General features: G+C 52.1%; 15 protein-coding genes and 1 pseudogene. 9 read left to right on the forward strand and 7 right to left on the reverse strand.

Features of this window, described 5'->3' with window-relative positions:
• Positions 1-77 precede the first annotated feature (77 nt).
• The 3 genes from GIW28_RS11385 to GIW28_RS11395 form a co-directional block, all read right to left on the reverse strand.
• Positions 78-374, reverse strand: a complete 297-nt coding sequence (locus GIW28_RS11385) for a hypothetical protein (protein WP_032900667.1) — start codon at positions 372-374, stop codon at positions 78-80.
• A gap of 306 nt (positions 375-680) precedes the next feature.
• Complete coding sequence (locus GIW28_RS11390; protein WP_236446460.1) at positions 681-935, reverse strand: hypothetical protein; 255 nt, start codon at positions 933-935, stop codon at positions 681-683.
• 498 nt (positions 936-1,433) lie between these two features.
• Positions 1,434-1,688, reverse strand: a complete 255-nt coding sequence (locus GIW28_RS11395) for a hypothetical protein (protein ID WP_236446458.1) — start codon at positions 1,686-1,688, stop codon at positions 1,434-1,436.
• A 378-nt stretch (positions 1,689-2,066) separates the two neighbouring features.
• On the opposite strand from GIW28_RS11395, the gene GIW28_RS11400 reads away from it, so the two are divergent.
• Complete coding sequence (locus tag GIW28_RS11400) at positions 2,067-2,726, forward strand: hypothetical protein (protein WP_236446455.1); 660 nt, start codon at positions 2,067-2,069, stop codon at positions 2,724-2,726.
• Positions 2,727-2,796: 70 nt separating this feature from the next.
• Here the strand turns inward: GIW28_RS11400 and GIW28_RS11405 are convergent, their stop codons facing one another.
• Both GIW28_RS11405 and GIW28_RS11410 read right to left on the reverse strand, forming a co-directional pair.
• On the reverse strand, positions 2,797-3,132 hold the full coding sequence (locus GIW28_RS11405; RefSeq protein ID WP_065926142.1) for a hypothetical protein: 336 nt from the start codon (positions 3,130-3,132) through the stop codon (positions 2,797-2,799).
• Between the two features lie 170 nt (positions 3,133-3,302).
• Positions 3,303-3,797 (reverse strand): hypothetical protein, encoded by a 495-nt coding sequence (locus GIW28_RS11410; RefSeq protein WP_236446454.1) that lies wholly within the window; start codon positions 3,795-3,797, stop codon positions 3,303-3,305.
• 258 nt (positions 3,798-4,055) lie between these two features.
• Between GIW28_RS11410 and GIW28_RS11415 the strand changes: the two genes are divergently transcribed.
• The 3 genes from GIW28_RS11415 to GIW28_RS11425 all read left to right on the forward strand — a co-directional run bounded on the left by GIW28_RS11415 (position 4,056) and on the right by GIW28_RS11425 (position 5,783).
• The gene (locus GIW28_RS11415; protein ID WP_236446451.1) at positions 4,056-4,472 is read left to right on the forward strand and encodes a hypothetical protein; all 417 of its coding nucleotides are present in this window, start codon (positions 4,056-4,058) and stop codon (positions 4,470-4,472) included.
• A 204-nt stretch (positions 4,473-4,676) separates the two neighbouring features.
• Entirely contained in the window at positions 4,677-4,961 is a 285-nt protein-coding gene (locus GIW28_RS11420) for a hypothetical protein (RefSeq protein WP_236446449.1), read from the forward strand.
• Between the two features lie 201 nt (positions 4,962-5,162).
• Positions 5,163-5,783 (forward strand): hypothetical protein, encoded by a 621-nt coding sequence (locus GIW28_RS11425; RefSeq protein ID WP_048402005.1) that lies wholly within the window; start codon positions 5,163-5,165, stop codon positions 5,781-5,783.
• A 329-nt stretch (positions 5,784-6,112) separates the two neighbouring features.
• Here GIW28_RS11425 and GIW28_RS11430 read toward each other — a convergent pair whose 3' ends face one another.
• Positions 6,113-7,018 (reverse strand): serine hydrolase domain-containing protein, encoded by a 906-nt coding sequence (locus tag GIW28_RS11430; RefSeq protein ID WP_236446448.1) that lies wholly within the window; start codon positions 7,016-7,018, stop codon positions 6,113-6,115.
• Positions 7,019-7,270: 252 nt separating this feature from the next.
• On the opposite strand from GIW28_RS11430, the gene GIW28_RS11435 reads away from it, so the two are divergent.
• The 4 genes from GIW28_RS11435 (at position 7,271) to GIW28_RS11450 (ending at position 13,668) form a co-directional block, all read left to right on the forward strand.
• Positions 7,271-8,071 carry a GNAT family N-acetyltransferase gene (locus GIW28_RS11435; RefSeq protein ID WP_032900661.1) on the forward strand — a complete coding sequence of 267 codons (801 nt, stop codon included), beginning with the start codon at positions 7,271-7,273 and terminating at the stop codon, positions 8,069-8,071.
• 938 nt (positions 8,072-9,009) lie between these two features.
• Positions 9,010-9,792, forward strand: a complete 783-nt coding sequence (locus GIW28_RS11440) for a DUF4253 domain-containing protein (protein ID WP_236446446.1) — start codon at positions 9,010-9,012, stop codon at positions 9,790-9,792.
• Positions 9,793-10,460: 668 nt separating this feature from the next.
• A complete protein-coding gene (locus tag GIW28_RS11445; RefSeq protein WP_236446444.1) occupies positions 10,461-12,101 on the forward strand; it encodes a methyl-accepting chemotaxis protein in 1,641 nt (546 codons plus the stop codon).
• A gap of 289 nt (positions 12,102-12,390) precedes the next feature.
• Complete coding sequence (locus GIW28_RS11450; protein WP_236446443.1) at positions 12,391-13,668, forward strand: DUF2254 domain-containing protein; 1,278 nt, start codon at positions 12,391-12,393, stop codon at positions 13,666-13,668.
• A 3-nt stretch (positions 13,669-13,671) separates the two neighbouring features.
• Here GIW28_RS11450 and GIW28_RS11455 read toward each other — a convergent pair.
• Positions 13,672-14,896 (reverse strand): annotated as a pseudogene (locus tag GIW28_RS11455) (chloride channel protein).
• On the opposite strand from GIW28_RS11455, the gene GIW28_RS11460 reads away from it, so the two are divergent.
• Positions 14,868-15,017, forward strand: a complete 150-nt coding sequence (locus tag GIW28_RS11460) for a hypothetical protein (protein ID WP_236446471.1) — start codon at positions 14,868-14,870, stop codon at positions 15,015-15,017. The pseudogene GIW28_RS11455 and the gene GIW28_RS11460 overlap by 29 nt on opposite strands.
• The last annotated feature ends 252 nt before the right edge of the window (positions 15,018-15,269 follow it).

A 15,269-nucleotide genomic window follows, 5' to 3' on the forward strand; every position in this document is an offset into this window, starting at 1 on the left:
AGCTCGGAAGGGAACACTTCGGCTAGAAAACCCGCCAAAGACCCTCTGAGAGAACTGTCGTCGAAAACAGTAATCCTTTAGGTCGTACCTGCGCCCCACGCCCAGTCACCACCTACCACAATGAAGATCTCAGACTTCAAAAGTCGCGCTCGGAAGGCAGCTTGTACCGAATTACGGACATCGTTTCGTACAGCAACTGCGCTGGTGCCGTTAAAGAAACCCATCGTAGAGGTGGTGGGAATGACTACATGCTGCCCCTCGTCTGCCTTAACCACCTTTGCTAGGCCGATCCGCTGAAGATCTGCATAGGCGCTTTCGTAGTCCTTCGAAGAGGCGTTCTTCAAATCAAACGTGCAATAGACCAAATAGCTCATAGTACAAACTCCTAGATAACTCACACTCGAAGAGTGGGGGCCAGCCCATCCAGCAGCCGGCTCACCCAAGAGCGAGAAACCTAACCTCTAGCCTCTTCCTACTGGGTGTGGCACACCGAGGAGCACGTCCGGCAGCCGTTCGACTGCGGGTATGTGTTGCGAGCCTGACGCACGGCAGTCACACAGCTGCTGTGTTGGCCCAAATCGAGGCGGTTCTGCAGTGCCGGCAAGAAAATGCATGAACTGGTATGCACTTCATGATCGCCATTGTTTTGGGCATTGCGGTTAACGTAATACTGAGCCATCTCACTCACCCCGCTGTTTATTCGATTGAGCGAGTACCGAGGCCGCGAGGGTCTTGGTGGTGGCGTTGTATTTGTTGCTGTCGAGGACGTGGCTTGCTTTGGTTTCCATATCAGCACCAGTTTGTTTACCGCTGGAGGCTTGGGCCATAGCTGATCCCGCCAATTCTTTCTGAATCGCGGAGGAGCTGTCGCTACGCAGGATTTTGGAAGCCAGGCTGGCCAAGGGAGTCGAGGTTTGTTTAGTATTTTTAGGCACGGTTAGGTGCTCCTGTATTTACATAAAAATTGCGTAAGCAGGAGCAGCCCTTGAGCGGAAAACCAAGCCGGATAGTTGACATCCAAAGTCGGATTTTTCTCTAATGCGCATCCCACCGATGTTCGCATTGGCTCAGGGTAGGCAGGTATGTGTGCTCGGCGACCAAACTTCGCACGCATACCTGCTGTCTTTACTGAATCCTCAGCTCACTCGAAAAACACTACATATAGATGTGCTTCTCTGGTGTAGCTACAAGATAGTGTGGTCGATTTTACTTTGCAAGATTACAAGGCTGTGGATAACGTGTATTTAAATTGCAATGTGGATCCATTTTGATGCTGTATGGATGCCCAGGCCTTCTAAATCGGGGGCTAAGAGCCATAACAGCCGAAACAACTTGTAATACTTTCCGTCCTTACCGTCGATTTACCTTTAAAAGTGCGGCGATCAGCACTCGAAAATGACGATTCTATGACGTCATTTCTTTGTTTCATGACGTCAGTAACCGTCGGTTTCCAAGCTATTACTCCAGTCGCCCCAACGCTTTGATCCGGCACAAGTTGTTCCAGTAGTCGTACTCGAAGCAGAGCCTTCGCTGAGCGTGTAGTTGATGACCACATCATCGTGAATCAGGATGGCGAGCGTTATCTCAATGCCAGTCGTCATCACCTCCATGGTGGTCACGATTGGAGCAGCACAAGAACCACCAACTATCTTCATCGCTGATCCACCTTCGTCGTGCAGCCGGCGCATCGCCCTGGCCTGCCTGGCAGTTACAGTGGCTGTCCTGAGAGCTACTTCTCCCCAGCGCCGGACACTTCATCCTAAATACCCATCACCTGTCAGCCACCAGAGTCTTCAAAAGCGAAAGCACGCCTTCGGAAAATTCTCCAATTTGCCGCAAATTCTTCAGTAAACACTCTGCCGTGGTGTACTTAAGCCTTTCCATGAGTAGCGCTTATGAGATTTCATTAAGAACGGACATCGCTTAGATCAACCACCAGTTTTGACACCCGGCATACCTGAGACCGCCCAGGTAGCGGCTGGTACTGTAGGAGTCATATGGTGGGATTATTCGCCCCGAAGACTTGGACGCCATTGGCGTAGCCTGGCATAAATTAAGGACAAAATATGTTCAGCAAATCTCAGATCATCACCATCCCAGTCCTGATCTCATCGGTACTCTTACTCACCGGCTGCCCGCCACCGGCGTCTTTCACCCAATGGAAACGTGCTTCGACCTCTGTAGAAGGCGTCAAAGCCGCAATGGCAGAATGTGGCGACCCTGTAGCAGGGCCACAAAACCATTTCCCAATAAACGAACAAATAATCCACTTTCAGTGCATGCAGCGTCTCGGTTTTACTCGAAAAGACGGCTTTGAATACTGCGACATAATGAAGAATATGCCGGCCTGTGTTGAAGAAAGGCAGGGGAGGCCGCTCAGCTTGTCCCAGCTCGAAGCGTTACCGTTTGTCGAAGACGAAGCATTTCACCCAATCAAGCCTAATTCAGGCCGGGATGAACGTATGCAGGTCTCATGGCGTAAAGCGGGAGCATCACTCCATTTCTCATTCAATGTAGCAAATGATAGTGAAGCCCTGCCGGTGATGTATGCGTGCGGCTATGCGAAACCACTAGGGTCGAATCTGGACGTCGCAAGCATCGGGCGCACTGCAGAAGTGCAGCGTTGCATGATTGATCATGGCTTTGAGCCCAAAAACAAAATAATGCAGGTTTGCCAGACTTACCCTCAAGTGACGGGCTGTTCGTCGACAACTCCACCGAGTTGATGCAGATAGAGCGCATAGCCAAGGGGCGCGCTCGTTAGCGATAGAGAGCTCATCGGCCCAGTGGCGTCGTCTACATCGATTTAACCGATACGACATCCACGTACTTGTACTTCTTCCTAGCAGCCTTCACAGCCTCTTGCTCAGCAAGCAACGAGCTCAACGTATCAGCCTCGTGAATCAATTCGATCATTTTCCCTTCAAACTCGTTTCCAACACGTAACGTGACCCTCAGCCTTGGCGTAAATGCTTTCGCCACTTTCTTCTTCACTTGGGGAGCTTCTGCTGGCTTTGTAGGTACCATTTCTGGCTCAGGCTCCTGTACTTGAGGCGCAGACACCTGGTCTTCGGGCTGAGGCGTACCGAATAGCGCACGACGCATTTCTTCTTCAGTTAATTCAGAGCTCATAGAACATCTCAAAGGGGGCGGTAATCAGATCGACGAATTCTACTAGGATGGCTGCTCCAGCGTGTCCTCTGGAAGCATGTATGACCACTGTTAATTCGGGCTACGTGCTCGCAACATTTCAGCATGGTAGTGGGCCGGATAGCGATAAGAATGATGCAACGTAAGCTAGGCTATTGAGGGCTTAAGGGTGCATCGCTATGGTTGTCTGGCTTCGTCTTCGACAGCTGAGTGAACTGCTCCAATGCGTTTTGGAAGTCCTCCAACGCAAAGCTTATCGGCTTGCTCTCCGCAATCCATTTTGTCGAGATTCCAACTTCCAGTTTGTCCGAAATACTACGACCAAAGCGCCGCCAGTGTACGGTGTCACCTTCGATTACCTGCTCAGCGACCAAGACGATACAGTCGAAATTCATGTCATCGCTACAGACCAGCAACGGCACGATTGTGGAGCTTCCATCCTCCGCCGGGATGATGCGACGGTTCGCAAGAGCGTCTTCGTCTTCGTCGATAAGCCAGATCAGAGAAAGACCAAGGCTTGCGACGTCTGACCATTCGAGATGAGTGGACAGCCATTGCTCAATGCCAATGCCGTCAATCATTAACCATGCGCAAGCGCTACTGGCGAATCTAGGTCGGTAGTAAGCTGCGCTGATAACTTGGTGCATGGCGAAGTCCTTTTGTGCGGTGCGGCTGGGTCATAGAGAATGATGATACTCCAGTGATATCACCCTGCGTTTCAGATCGCTCCTCTCGACGCTTGAGGGGCAGCCTAATGCACCGGGACGTATTGGCAGCTTTCAGCCTGGTCACAATGATGAGGTTGGATTGTGAGCATCTTTGCCCTTCGGGCTTCCCTGACAAGCTGCTCCTCCGATTTTAATCAGGTACGATTCTGACGACTCTTCAACAATCGAGATCGTGTCATGCAAGATGGCTGCTGGCCCTTCCATCTCTTCGGTGCCAATTTCGTCACTGAATCCGATGCGCAGAAATTTGTGTTTGAGCAGTGGGAGCCAGAGCCCCCTGAAAGCACAAGCGAAGCCGAGTACATTTCGTGGGAAGACCGCAATCCAATCTGGCGACTAGCGGAAGAACTTGGGTTCTATATGGATTCAGACTTCGTTGAGCTAATCGGCACCCCAGAAGACGTCATAGCGCAAATCCGCAGTCAGTCCGAGAGAGCGTTGGTCAGCTCTAGGGTAGGAGAGTTCACGCATTTTATAATGGTGGGTTCGAATGCCATCTGGGGTGACCGTCGTTCGACTTCTACCCAAGTAGAGCCGCTGGTGCGCTTGCCGGAGAGCACTGCAACCATCACATATCTCGGCCTGTTCAACTGAGCTGACGGCCTCCTAGGTTAGGCCCGTTTTTGACCAGGGGCGGGCACTGGATTAAGGCTAAAATTGTCCTCATTAGGGGCGGATGACGATTCAACCAGACGTGAAATTATGACCAGACAGCTTGTCTACCAACGAATACGAAAACGAATTGTCGAGCTACTTGAGTGGCTGATTGAGTGCGAGAATGAGCCACCTCGGTGTGGTATGAATGAGTTAATCAATTCATGGGAAGATTGGGTGCCAACTCCGTCGCCAAAAGGATACTTCGTCGATCAGGGGTTCACTCCAATGCAGAGCGTTTTTTTGGTAAATGTAAGCGCAGCCATCGAGGATTTTTGCGAAGCAACACCTGAACTCATAGAGAACGACGCTGCGGCAATTGCGCTCCCTCAATGGCGCCTTGTCATCGCTGCTGCCAAGCGGACGCTATCTGCGATGAAAGCGAGTACCAAAATGTCGGAGGAGAGTGACGACAGGCTCGAGCGTTGAGTTGCTGGCTCTTTAAGCAAGGTATTGCGTACGATTTTGCCAGGGTGCAGCAATCGGTCAGAAATAGGTAAGCGTCCAATCAAGTCATCTACCGATCCAGTTATCAGCACGAGGATGACTGCTTTTCGCCCATGCCGTAAGGTTCGCTACCAAAATCGCCACAGCCTTCCAGTGGTGGTAATACAGCAAGGAGAGCGAACAATGAACACCTTCAAATCATCAGTTCAAAACGTAGCTGCGGCCATAGGCCTCATCGCAGCAGTGACAGTCGGCGGATGCGTCATGATCCCTTACGACACGCCGGAATCAAAAGCCCAAATCCAGCGCGATCTGAAAATTGCACCATCGGATATTCAAGCCGTATCGGAAACTAACTGGTGCTTGTTCCCATATGGAAGCGAAGGCAGCTGCAGGGCCACTCAAGGCCTGGGAGTGTTGACCAGCAAAGGCCTGATCCTCAGCCTCTACAACAACCACACCTACACTGAAACCGCACGCATCCTCCCAGAACAAGTGCAGTGCGTGAAGACAGTTGGTGGTCGCACTGGAGTCGAACCGTTCGTTGTATTCACCAAAGACCGAGCGATCATGCTCGCCGTCATTACGCCGGGTGGGCAAATGAATGTGCCTGTGAAAGTCAGTTTCTTTGATTATCTGACGAAGCCAGGGCAGCACGTCTTCACTGGGACGGATGGCGGATATGTGCGCAAGTCGGGTCGAAAGCAAACCGTAGGCGGAATGGTGTCAGGCACTGCCATCCCGTGGCATACAACACTCGACGTAACCGAGGTTTTTAACCCTTGCCCGCAGGTTACAGATTAACGATGACTGGCGCGTTCCATCGCAAGCGGTGCGCGCATGCCGAAGCCCGTAGGTGTGAAGGATGAATGCCCGAAGGGCCGAGCCCCCCCGGCGGCTCGGCTCGCGAAAGCCGCCCTTGAAGAGGCTGGTTTCGAATGCCATCTGGGGCGACCGACGTTCGACCACTACCGATGTAGAGCCGCTGGTGCGCTTACCGGAGAGCACCGCAACCATTTCATATCTCGGTCTGTTCAACTCAATTTGACTGCTCGAAAGGGCATGTCTGCGTTTGCATACGACTGCGCGCTTTCGACCCGAAGCGGTCATCCGGCGAACCATAAGGCCTCCGGCTAAAGGATTTTGATGCCGTCACCCCCCTGTCGCAAAACTTGCATCAGTTGCCCAACAACGAGGGCTTCAACGGCACCTTCACTGGCATCCGCCTCAAAAGCAGCGCAGCAAGCCGATGCGTCGCCGTCGCAGATGCGGTAGACAGCAATGACGCTGCCTGGCCCGCAGCCTGTGTGCCCGGATAGAGAATACCCACCGTCAATCGAACCGTGCATCAAGCCGAGGCCGTAGCCCGGGGTGACCCATGGGCGCCCGGGAATCGGGCCGCCTAGTGTTCGTGCTGTCTGCATTTCCTTGAGCAAGCCCGCGCAGAGGAGATCTGCGCAGAGAAGTCGATCCAGAAAGAGCGCTGCTTGCGAAATCGGGCCGATCAACAAGCCATGGTAAACCCATGCGGGGTCATAATTTGAGGCGCGTCCAAGAGGGGACGTTTGTAAGTCGGCTCGTGTTTTAGCAAAGCGAACGTTCGAGATGCCCAGAGGGGAAAGAGCACGTTGAATCACCGCATCATCAAGCGCCAGATCAGTCAGCCGTTCAATTAGCCTGCCGATGAGTAAATAGCCGACATTCGAGTAACGCCAGCCGGTTCCGCAGGTGTATCGAAGTCGAGTACCGTCAAGGCGCCGCATCATTTCATCTGCCGTCCATGCTGGCTCACCGTTAGTAACGGCGGTGTGATACTCCGCAAGTTCTCCGTAATCAGCCAAGCCGGCCTCGTGCCGCAGTAGCTGGCGTAACGTGAAAGGGTGATCGGGAATGGGGTCGTCCAATCCGATCAGTCCGTCACGCACCAACGATAGGGCCGTCGCAGCCAAGACCGTTTTCGTGAAACTCCACCAGGGGGCGATCAGTTCCAATCGGTCTGGCGTTTGTGGCTGACCATTTGACAAGAGTGAAATGAGCATTGGCTTCCCTGGAATTTTGAGCGAATCGACAGCTCGACAAGATATCTCAATTACTCTTCTTCGCCGGGGTGACGTCAGCCGTTTGTGCTGTGCTGAACGACTGCTTCTGGCCGATTGCAGCCCTTCGCGACAGGCAGTTGTCGTTCCCAAAGGCACACCGGAGCAGGTTATCTACCAGCTGTGTGTTTGGAGGTGTGTATTGTTGAATTTGCCGTTACCCTTCTGGGACATCACGCAATAAGGGCTATGCACATGAATGTCGGAATGGCTAATGCGATTGAGGCCGCAGAAAGCGAGTATTTGTGTGCCCGCGTCGAGAGTTTGTCTCGGATAAGTGGAAACCCTTTTGGTGCTCGTGTGTTTTTCAACGAAGCTTTTCCATGCTTTCAGGTGAAGGCATCACCTAGCCCGATGCTCAATCGCATCTACGGCGATAGTACCGACAGACCCAAGTCACTATTGAGCTTGCTCAAGGAATCAGCAGAGTATTCGACAGTAACGCCTCTTATCGGAAAGGCCTCGACTTTGGAACAGTACACTTTGGTGGGTGAGAAGCGGCTGGAGCGTCTGAGGGGGTGGACGCATCTGCAACTCGCGTGCACCATCGAAAATGTGGTCTTGAATCACCACTCATTCGAAATCGAAGAAGCCACCTCACAAACGCTTCTTGAGTTCGCAGCCGTGCATGCGAGTGGATTTCATACCAAGCCAGAGTATCTTCAGTTGAGCCAGGCTTCGTTCGCAGGACTGATGTCAAATGAACGTCTGAAAATGTACGTCCTTAAAGCTGATGGAAAGGTCGTGGCAGGAGCGTTGATGTACCTGGCCTGCAATGGAGTTGCCTACCTTGGGACGGCTGCCACCCGAAAAAATGCACGAGGCCAGGGCTACCATGGAGCCCTGATATCTCATCGGATAGAGCAAGCAAAAAAACACGGCAGTCTTGTGATCGCCGCAACCGCGCTTCCCAGCTCGCAAAGTCGCCGAAATTTGCAGCGTACAGGGCTAGCGACATCCCACGCTCAAGCGCTATATCGCCTGGTAGATAGCTGAAGTCTGCTCTTGGCCGATTGCAGGCTGTCATGAAGAGCTACTGCTGGCCGATTGCTGCCTGTCGTGAGGAGCAGCAAGCGACCCAAAGCGGACATTTGACAGAAATGTAAGCGGTAACGAATTTTTCACTGTGGCTCCAATTCTGACCATAAACAACTGCGCCCAATGCCGGCCATTAACGTACCGTAGTCTTCAAAATTACTGGCACTCACCTCATCCTGGCTCGTCCACGTTGCTTCACACTCTTCGCACACCCACAGCAAAATATTTGTGGAGCGCACCCGCATTGCTCGAACGTAACCTTGGCTGCACCTTTGGCACTCAATCAGCATACAAATAATCTCTGACAGGACTTAGATGTAGTCTAATCCTATCGGCTGCTTTTGGCCGATTTCTGCCTGTCGTAGCGGGCAGTAATCGGCCAGAACCGGATGTTTAAAGCTGGGGCAATGAACTCGTCGAATTTCTTCCCGCTTTAAGAGTTTGCCGGCGCGCTCTTACACACTCTGGGCTGGCAAGTAGAGTTAGGAAATCAACTCGTCCCTTTTTATAAAGTAGGTGCAAATGGTGGCTCCCTTCGTTCTCCAGGACTTTGATGTTGGATGGGTCTGTCTCGGATTTCACACACCTCAATCTCGGTAAGCGGCTGGCCCTTTTTATCCTCGGCGGCTTGCAGCACTGCCGCCAGAGCCGGCACAAAGACTAGACATAACGGATCTGTAGTCATCAGTTCTTCCCTGAGTCGATTAGAAATTGCATGGTAGGCCAGTTTCGGACATCAACATTACCTCGAAGTGCGAACGTCAAAGTTAGCGTAGCGTGCTGCTATGTGATGGCAGGAAAACCTATTTCGCTCGGCGGCAGACCTTCAACGATGATCCTGGAACGCTTAGGATTACTCACTCAGTTCAGTTCCATCATGGAGAGGGCCACGGTTTATGGATATCGAATTTCGCGGTAATGGCATGCGTGAAAATCCGTCTGTAGGTACATGCGACGAGTACGGCGTGAGCGGGATTACCAGCTTTGACGATTTGACCGAAGCTCGTCGTAAGATTGTTGAGGCGCACCCAGGCTTTAAACCTCTGTTCTCGCTCGATGACCTGCACCAGGCCCGCTACACCTCGGGACATGTGCGCAATAACTTAGGGATGGACGATGCATCGGAGCAGGACATAGCGGGGTTACCTCCAGAGTGCTTTGAGAATGGTGAATACATTGGCTATCCGACTACGAAAGCGGAGTTCGCAATCTGTCTTCGCAATTTCATGAGCCTGGTTGCAGCCACGTCTTTCGAGGATGCTTGCGCTCATGGTTTGACGCTAGATCAGCAGGCCCTCCAGGAGTGGATCGGTTACCAGAACAACCCTATCTCTCTTCTAGAGCAGCCTCTTTCAGTGCTCTTGGTACCCGTTCAGCAGTCTTGCCAGGCACTCTCGGCTTTTCCGAATGGCTATTTCACTTCCGACCTGGATCCTGCAAAAAACTTTGCGGTTGCGCGTCACTTTTCAGAAGCGCATGGCTATGAGTTGATGGGCGTAGGTGCTTCTTACATCGGCTTCGTTCGTGCTGAACCGCCTGATACGTCCCTTGCTAACGTCGTAGCCCAAGACTTCTGTGCGCTCTACAACACTAACGATGAAGACCTACAAGCACGCATTTCCGCAGTCGCACAGGCGATCTCTGGTCGGACATATTTGTGGCTCCGTTACGTGGAGTGAGCTTCGTGCGCAGCAAAAGCCCGGCTGAATAGATACCTGAGCTTGTGAGAGGTCTGGGGTTTTTGGCAGCCATGTAGGAGGGCATTTGCTTTGCGCTTTTTGTTCAGCCACGGCGGTGGTGCTACTGAGTCAAGCAAGATCTGACTGACTTACGTCTGTTGGCGAGCCGCTGTGCGCGGGCGGGCTGTCGTAAACCGAGCTCCCGCGTCCCGCCGTATCTCGGCCCTGCGGGCGTCCATCCTTCACGCCTTCGGCTGTGCCAGCCTGCGCGCTCCGCTTGCTCCGATTACTCAGCGTTTTCCGACGTACTGTGGTTAAGCAGGATTGGCGATCTCAGATTCCCAGCTGACTCGGTCTAGTGGAAGGATCAGAGAAGCATCAGCTATTCAGATTGCTTCCCACCCAACTGGGAAAGGCGGCCTTCAATGGACGAGAAGCTAAATCAGCCAAGTTGGTCTCAGTAAAAATTCAACAACCCTAACAATTGAAGTGCGAATTGTTATTAAAATCAATATTACTTGGACTTAGGGTGGTAAACATAAGAAACAATCTATTTAAGCTGCGCGTGAGAAAAAAATCTCAATAATCGGACTTGCTTGCCGATACATCTCCAGATCAATGGCACGCCTCAAGGTTAACCAGATCTCCCCTATCGAAGAGAAAGCTCTATGACTTGGTTTCTGAATTTACGCCTTGCGGCAAAACTGTCCATATCATTCTTGATATGCGCATTGATAACTATTGCGATTGGGCTCGTCGGGATGAACGGCAACTCGCGGCTGGGCGACGCGATCTCATCGGTATTTAGCAATAATATAACTTCAATTAACAAGGTGAATGAAGCTCTTCAGCAAGTAATTTATCACAATAGAGACCTATACTTGTTGCTGGCACAAAAAGCTGGTGGTGCAGCTGAGGGGGAACTCGCAACCACTCTAAAATCATTATCTGACCGCCAGCGTGCTGTAGAGAAAGCATTTGCTATTTATCGTAGCACCCCGCTGCGCGATGACGAAAAGGCATTAGGTGATAATTTTGAACGGGATTGGCCTGCTTATATAAAAGCGGGAGATAAGTTCGCCAATACTTTGATGTCGGGGGATTTGCCAGGGGCGAGATTGCAACTGATAGGAGACGTCAGCGATAAGTACGGTTTCGCTGAGAAAGAGATGCTAGGGATAATTGCATCTAACAATGATCAGGCAGACGATCTCCGAAGTGAAAGCGATGCTCTCATTCAAAGTTCTAAGCTAACGATGATTGCAGGTATGGTAATCGCGTTCGTCCTGGCAATGGGCCTGGGTCTTCTTATTACGCGACTCATTACACGGCCACTCTCCTATGCAGTATCGGCTGCGGAGCGTATTGCGGGTGGAGATCTTACGCAACGTATTGACGCAGGTAGCCAGGACGAAACCGGGAAATTACTGTCCTCCCTAGATGGGATGCAGGCGAGCCTTCGAAGCACAATTCAAAATATATCCAGTGCATCAGATCAGCTAGCCTCGGCAGCAGAAGAGCTGAGCGTCGTAACGGACGAGAGCACACGGGGTCTTACTCAGCAGAACAGCGAAATCGAACAGGCTGCTACCGCTGTGAATGAAATGACAGCTGCGGTCGATGAAGTCGCTCGAAATGCCGTTTCTACAGCAGAAATATCGCAAAGAACCAATCAAGACGCCATGGCAGGCAAAAGTAAGGTTGGAGAAGCTGTTGTAGCGATTGAAGGAATGGTTGGGGAAATCAACTCATCGAGCTCGCAGGTTCAAGAGCTTGCTCATCAGACTAAAGAAATCAGCAAGGTGCTTGAAGTCATCAGGTCGATTGCTGACCAAACCAATCTCCTAGCTCTGAATGCGGCCATTGAAGCTGCTCGAGCGGGCGAGCAAGGTCGCGGATTTGCAGTAGTAGCTGACGAGGTAAGAGCTCTAGCTCATCGTACCCAATCATCGACTATTGAAATCGAGGGGATGATTAACGCTGCTCAGACAAGCGCTACCTCTGTAGTAGAAACCATGACTAAGAGTCAGAGCCAGGCAACTAACACACGTCAGCTTGCGCAGGCTGCAGGCATTGCTCTGGAGTCAATCACTGAGGGTGTAGCTGCAATCACAGAACGCAATCTGGTTATCGCAAGCGCGTCAGAAGAACAGGCACAGGTTGCTCGTGAGGTAGATCGTAACCTCGTCAACATTCAAAGCTTGTCAGCTCAAACTGCTACAGGAGCACATCAGACAAATGCCTCGAGCCACGAGCTCTCAAGGCTTGCAGTATCCTTCAACCAGTTGGTAGCCAAATTTAAGCTTTAGATCCTGCAAAAAAGTGCGCTTTTGCTGGCGCACTTTTCAACCTACGTTACACGAGCGCGAAATAACCTGACGTTCTGATACGGCCATTATCTGAACAGACAACATCAACGTTTTAACAACTTCTCTTCATCAAGTTGCAAGGGGTCGTGAACGTTACGCGCGCAATCGCGGCAACACTCATACCTGTGAGATGCTTCATCTCTAGCCAGGATGTAAACCCGTTTCAAATTTCCGATAAAACTTCTGCGCCGCCCGGTACTCAATTGACGTAGTCACTGAAGGATTGCACATGATTGCTCGTTGGCGTTGGGTAACGAATCAACTCACCAAACGGCTGTGGTTCAGAGCCTCCCTATTCTCCCTTCTAGGGGTGGCTACGGCACTGCTCGCTGTTGTATTCAAAGACTTCATTCCGGAGTCATTGCCAGCGCGCATCGGCGCAGATGCCGTAGACAAAATTCTGGGGATCATTGCCTCCAGCATGCTGGCCGTCACAACCTTCTCGTTGAGCACAATGGTCACCGCTTATGGGGCCGCGAGCAGCGGAGTGACACCGCGCGCCACCACCTTGGTAATGGAAGACACGGCGACCCAAAATGCCCTTGCCACGTTTATAGGCTCATTCCTGTTTAGCCTGGTGGGGATCATCGCGTTGAGCACGGGTGCATATGGCACGCAAGGTCGGGTGTTGCTGTTCGCAGTGACTATAATTGTGGTGATCTTGATCGTTTACACCCTCTTGCGCTGGATCGACCACCTGTCAAAACTTGGACGGGTGGGAGAAACCATCGACCGCGTCGAGAAGGCTGCGATAACGGCAATCACTCAACGAGTTCAGTGGCCTTACTTGGGCGGTTCTGCTTACCCGAGAGATCTCTCGCTACCTCTCGGCGCAATAACGGTCAAAAGTGAGCTGACAGGTTACGTGCAACATATTGATGTAAGCGCACTCGGAGCTTTCGCGCAGGACGATCAAGTACAGATTTATCTGGAGGTGCTTCCGGGGACATTTGTGCACGAAGGAATGCCACTGCTCCACATTGTGAGCTTGGGCAACACGATGGGCGGTGATACCGATACTACAAGAGAGAAGATTCTAGCGACCCTGACCTTCGGCGTCCGTCGAACCTTTGAAAATGATCCACGCTTCGGACTTTGTGTGCTCTCGGAAATCGCTTCTCGCGCCTTATCGCCTGCGGTGAACGACCCAGGGACAGCCATCGATGTCATTGGCCGGGGAGTGAGGACTTTAACTTGCTGGAGCAAGCCTCACGTCCCTAGCTCGCAACCGGATCAAGGCTGTAAACAGGTATTTCTCCGAGGATTGACGGTTGATGATCTGTTCGATGATTTTTTTGCCCCGATCAGCAGGGACGGTGCAGCTTTGCTGGAAGTTAACTTGCGCCTGTTGAAAGCTCTCATCAGTCTCGCTGAAATAAACCCAGCGATCTTTAAAGATGCATGCGACAGGCACGTGGATCTTCTGATGACTCGTGTAGAGACCACGTTAGCGCTGCAGCATGAAAAGGATCAACTGAACTCTCTGGCTAGAACGATGACACGATAAGGTCTATCGAGCTTGATTCTTTGGTGCAGCAGCAGGTTCTGCACTCTCGAGAAAGCCTCGCGCCAATTGCTGATACAACTCAGGGCCCATTCTTGAGCTGACAGCCTTGGCGATCAGGGCTACCGCCATGAGACTGATCACCATGCTGTGGCTATCAATCATCTCCATCACAATGATTGCGGAGGTGATTGGCGACTGAGTAACGGCAGCCAGAAATCCGACCATGCAGAGTGCAATAGTGGGCTGCGCGGCCAGATGGAATAGCTCTGCGGTGTTGGCGCCGACTGCGGCCCCTACAGCGAGCGAGGGGGCGAAAATACCTCCTGGAATACCGGAAAAATACGTCACTACGGTCGCCAAGAAGCGAGTAATGGGGGCGTGCCATGGCAGGGCTACATCAGATGCGATGACCTGAGAGGTAATGCCGTACCCACTACCGAACGACATTCCGCCACTCAGCCAGCCCAATATAGCGACGACCAATCCGCAGATGCCGGCAAACCACACTGGGTGCAGGCGCCACCATTGCCAGATGATGAAATGTGGATGCCGTTGTGGCCATAACAACATTCGGCTAAACAAACCACCCAACAGGCCACATCCAATGGCTATCACTAATGCCGGGATGACTATGTCCAGGTTGATGTCCTGAATGCCGAAATGACCGAAGTAGTTGTAGTTTCCCTGCAGCGCAATCGCGACCATCCCAGAAAGGATGATGGTACTGAGAAGAACGCCACTGGTACGGGTTTCCAGCTTGCGTCCCAGTTCTTCTACCGCGAATGCAATCCCTGCTAGGGGCGTATTGAATGCAGCTGCAATACCCGCCGCACCTCCCGCCAGGATGAGATCCTTCGCTGCGTACGATTCTTGCGTTGGGGAGGAATCGGTGAAAGAAGTGCATGATGGACGCGGCAACCTGAACTGAGGGGCCTTCACGCCCCGCCGAAAAGCCACCCGTCAACGCCAGAGTTCCAAGGCCTATCTTGGCGAAAGCAATTCGCAGTGAAACCAGTCTTTCAATGGGCTTACCTTGACGCGCGAGTCGTGTTGCTGCGATTACCTGAGGAATTCCGCTGCCTTGGGCCCCCATAAAAAAGCGCGTTGTCAGCCAAACTACGAGCATGCCGATCAGTGGAGTATAAATAAGAGGAAGCCACGCTCGCTCTGCGGTCAGGTGGGAAAACTGAGCCAGGGCTATGTCCGCGAGCCTTGCAAAAGCCACCACCAGCAAGCCGGCAATGGTTGCTGCGATCCATAACGTGACCCTGGTGCGCCAACGCATGGAGGCGAAGCCTCGCCGTAACAGCATTATCGGTTTGATCAATCCGGAACTCCCGTTCAAGTAGCCGTATTCAGGGCAAGACTATACAAATAAAACGTTGGCTCCAAACGGCCTTGGAGCGCAGCGAGTGAGATAAGGAGGGGGAGGGCCGGCAGGTAGAGCGTAGTAGAGGAAGCGCCGTGGAAGGGCATGACTTAATGCAAAGCGCCGTCGGTCAGGTAACGGGTCGCAATCAAAATTAGCTTTAAGGTATTATTGGTGCCGCCTCCGCCTTGAGCTACAGGAACATCAGCATGACTGTACTCCAAACGATCTA

Origin of the sequence: Pseudomonas sp. PA-5-4B (assembly GCF_021606215.1) — a bacterium.
Lineage (GTDB): Bacteria > Pseudomonadota > Gammaproteobacteria > Pseudomonadales > Pseudomonadaceae > Aquipseudomonas > Aquipseudomonas edaphica.

Bases quoted from the DNA above. Each gene is read 5' to 3' on its own strand.
- GIW28_RS11385 (WP_032900667.1), bottom strand. From the start codon at position 374: ATGAGCTATTTGGTCTATTGCACGTTTGATTTGAAGAACGCCTCTTCG.
- GIW28_RS11395 (WP_236446458.1), bottom strand. From the start codon at position 1,688: ATGCGCCGGCTGCACGACGAAGGTGGATCAGCGATGAAGATAGTTGGT.
- GIW28_RS11400 (WP_236446455.1), top strand. From the start codon at position 2,067: ATGTTCAGCAAATCTCAGATCATCACCATCCCAGTCCTGATCTCATCG.
- GIW28_RS11405 (WP_065926142.1), bottom strand. From the start codon at position 3,132: ATGAGCTCTGAATTAACTGAAGAAGAAATGCGTCGTGCGCTATTCGGT.
- GIW28_RS11410 (WP_236446454.1), bottom strand. From the start codon at position 3,797: ATGCACCAAGTTATCAGCGCAGCTTACTACCGACCTAGATTCGCCAGT.
- GIW28_RS11415 (WP_236446451.1), top strand. From the start codon at position 4,056: ATGCAAGATGGCTGCTGGCCCTTCCATCTCTTCGGTGCCAATTTCGTC.
- GIW28_RS11420 (WP_236446449.1), top strand. From the start codon at position 4,677: ATGAATGAGTTAATCAATTCATGGGAAGATTGGGTGCCAACTCCGTCG.
- GIW28_RS11425 (WP_048402005.1), top strand. From the start codon at position 5,163: ATGAACACCTTCAAATCATCAGTTCAAAACGTAGCTGCGGCCATAGGC.
- GIW28_RS11430 (WP_236446448.1), bottom strand. From the start codon at position 7,018: ATGCTCATTTCACTCTTGTCAAATGGTCAGCCACAAACGCCAGACCGA.
- GIW28_RS11435 (WP_032900661.1), top strand. From the start codon at position 7,271: ATGAATGTCGGAATGGCTAATGCGATTGAGGCCGCAGAAAGCGAGTAT.
- GIW28_RS11440 (WP_236446446.1), top strand. From the start codon at position 9,010: ATGGATATCGAATTTCGCGGTAATGGCATGCGTGAAAATCCGTCTGTA.
- GIW28_RS11445 (WP_236446444.1), top strand. From the start codon at position 10,461: ATGACTTGGTTTCTGAATTTACGCCTTGCGGCAAAACTGTCCATATCA.
- GIW28_RS11450 (WP_236446443.1), top strand. From the start codon at position 12,391: ATGATTGCTCGTTGGCGTTGGGTAACGAATCAACTCACCAAACGGCTG.
- GIW28_RS11460 (WP_236446471.1), top strand. From the start codon at position 14,868: ATGTCCGCGAGCCTTGCAAAAGCCACCACCAGCAAGCCGGCAATGGTT.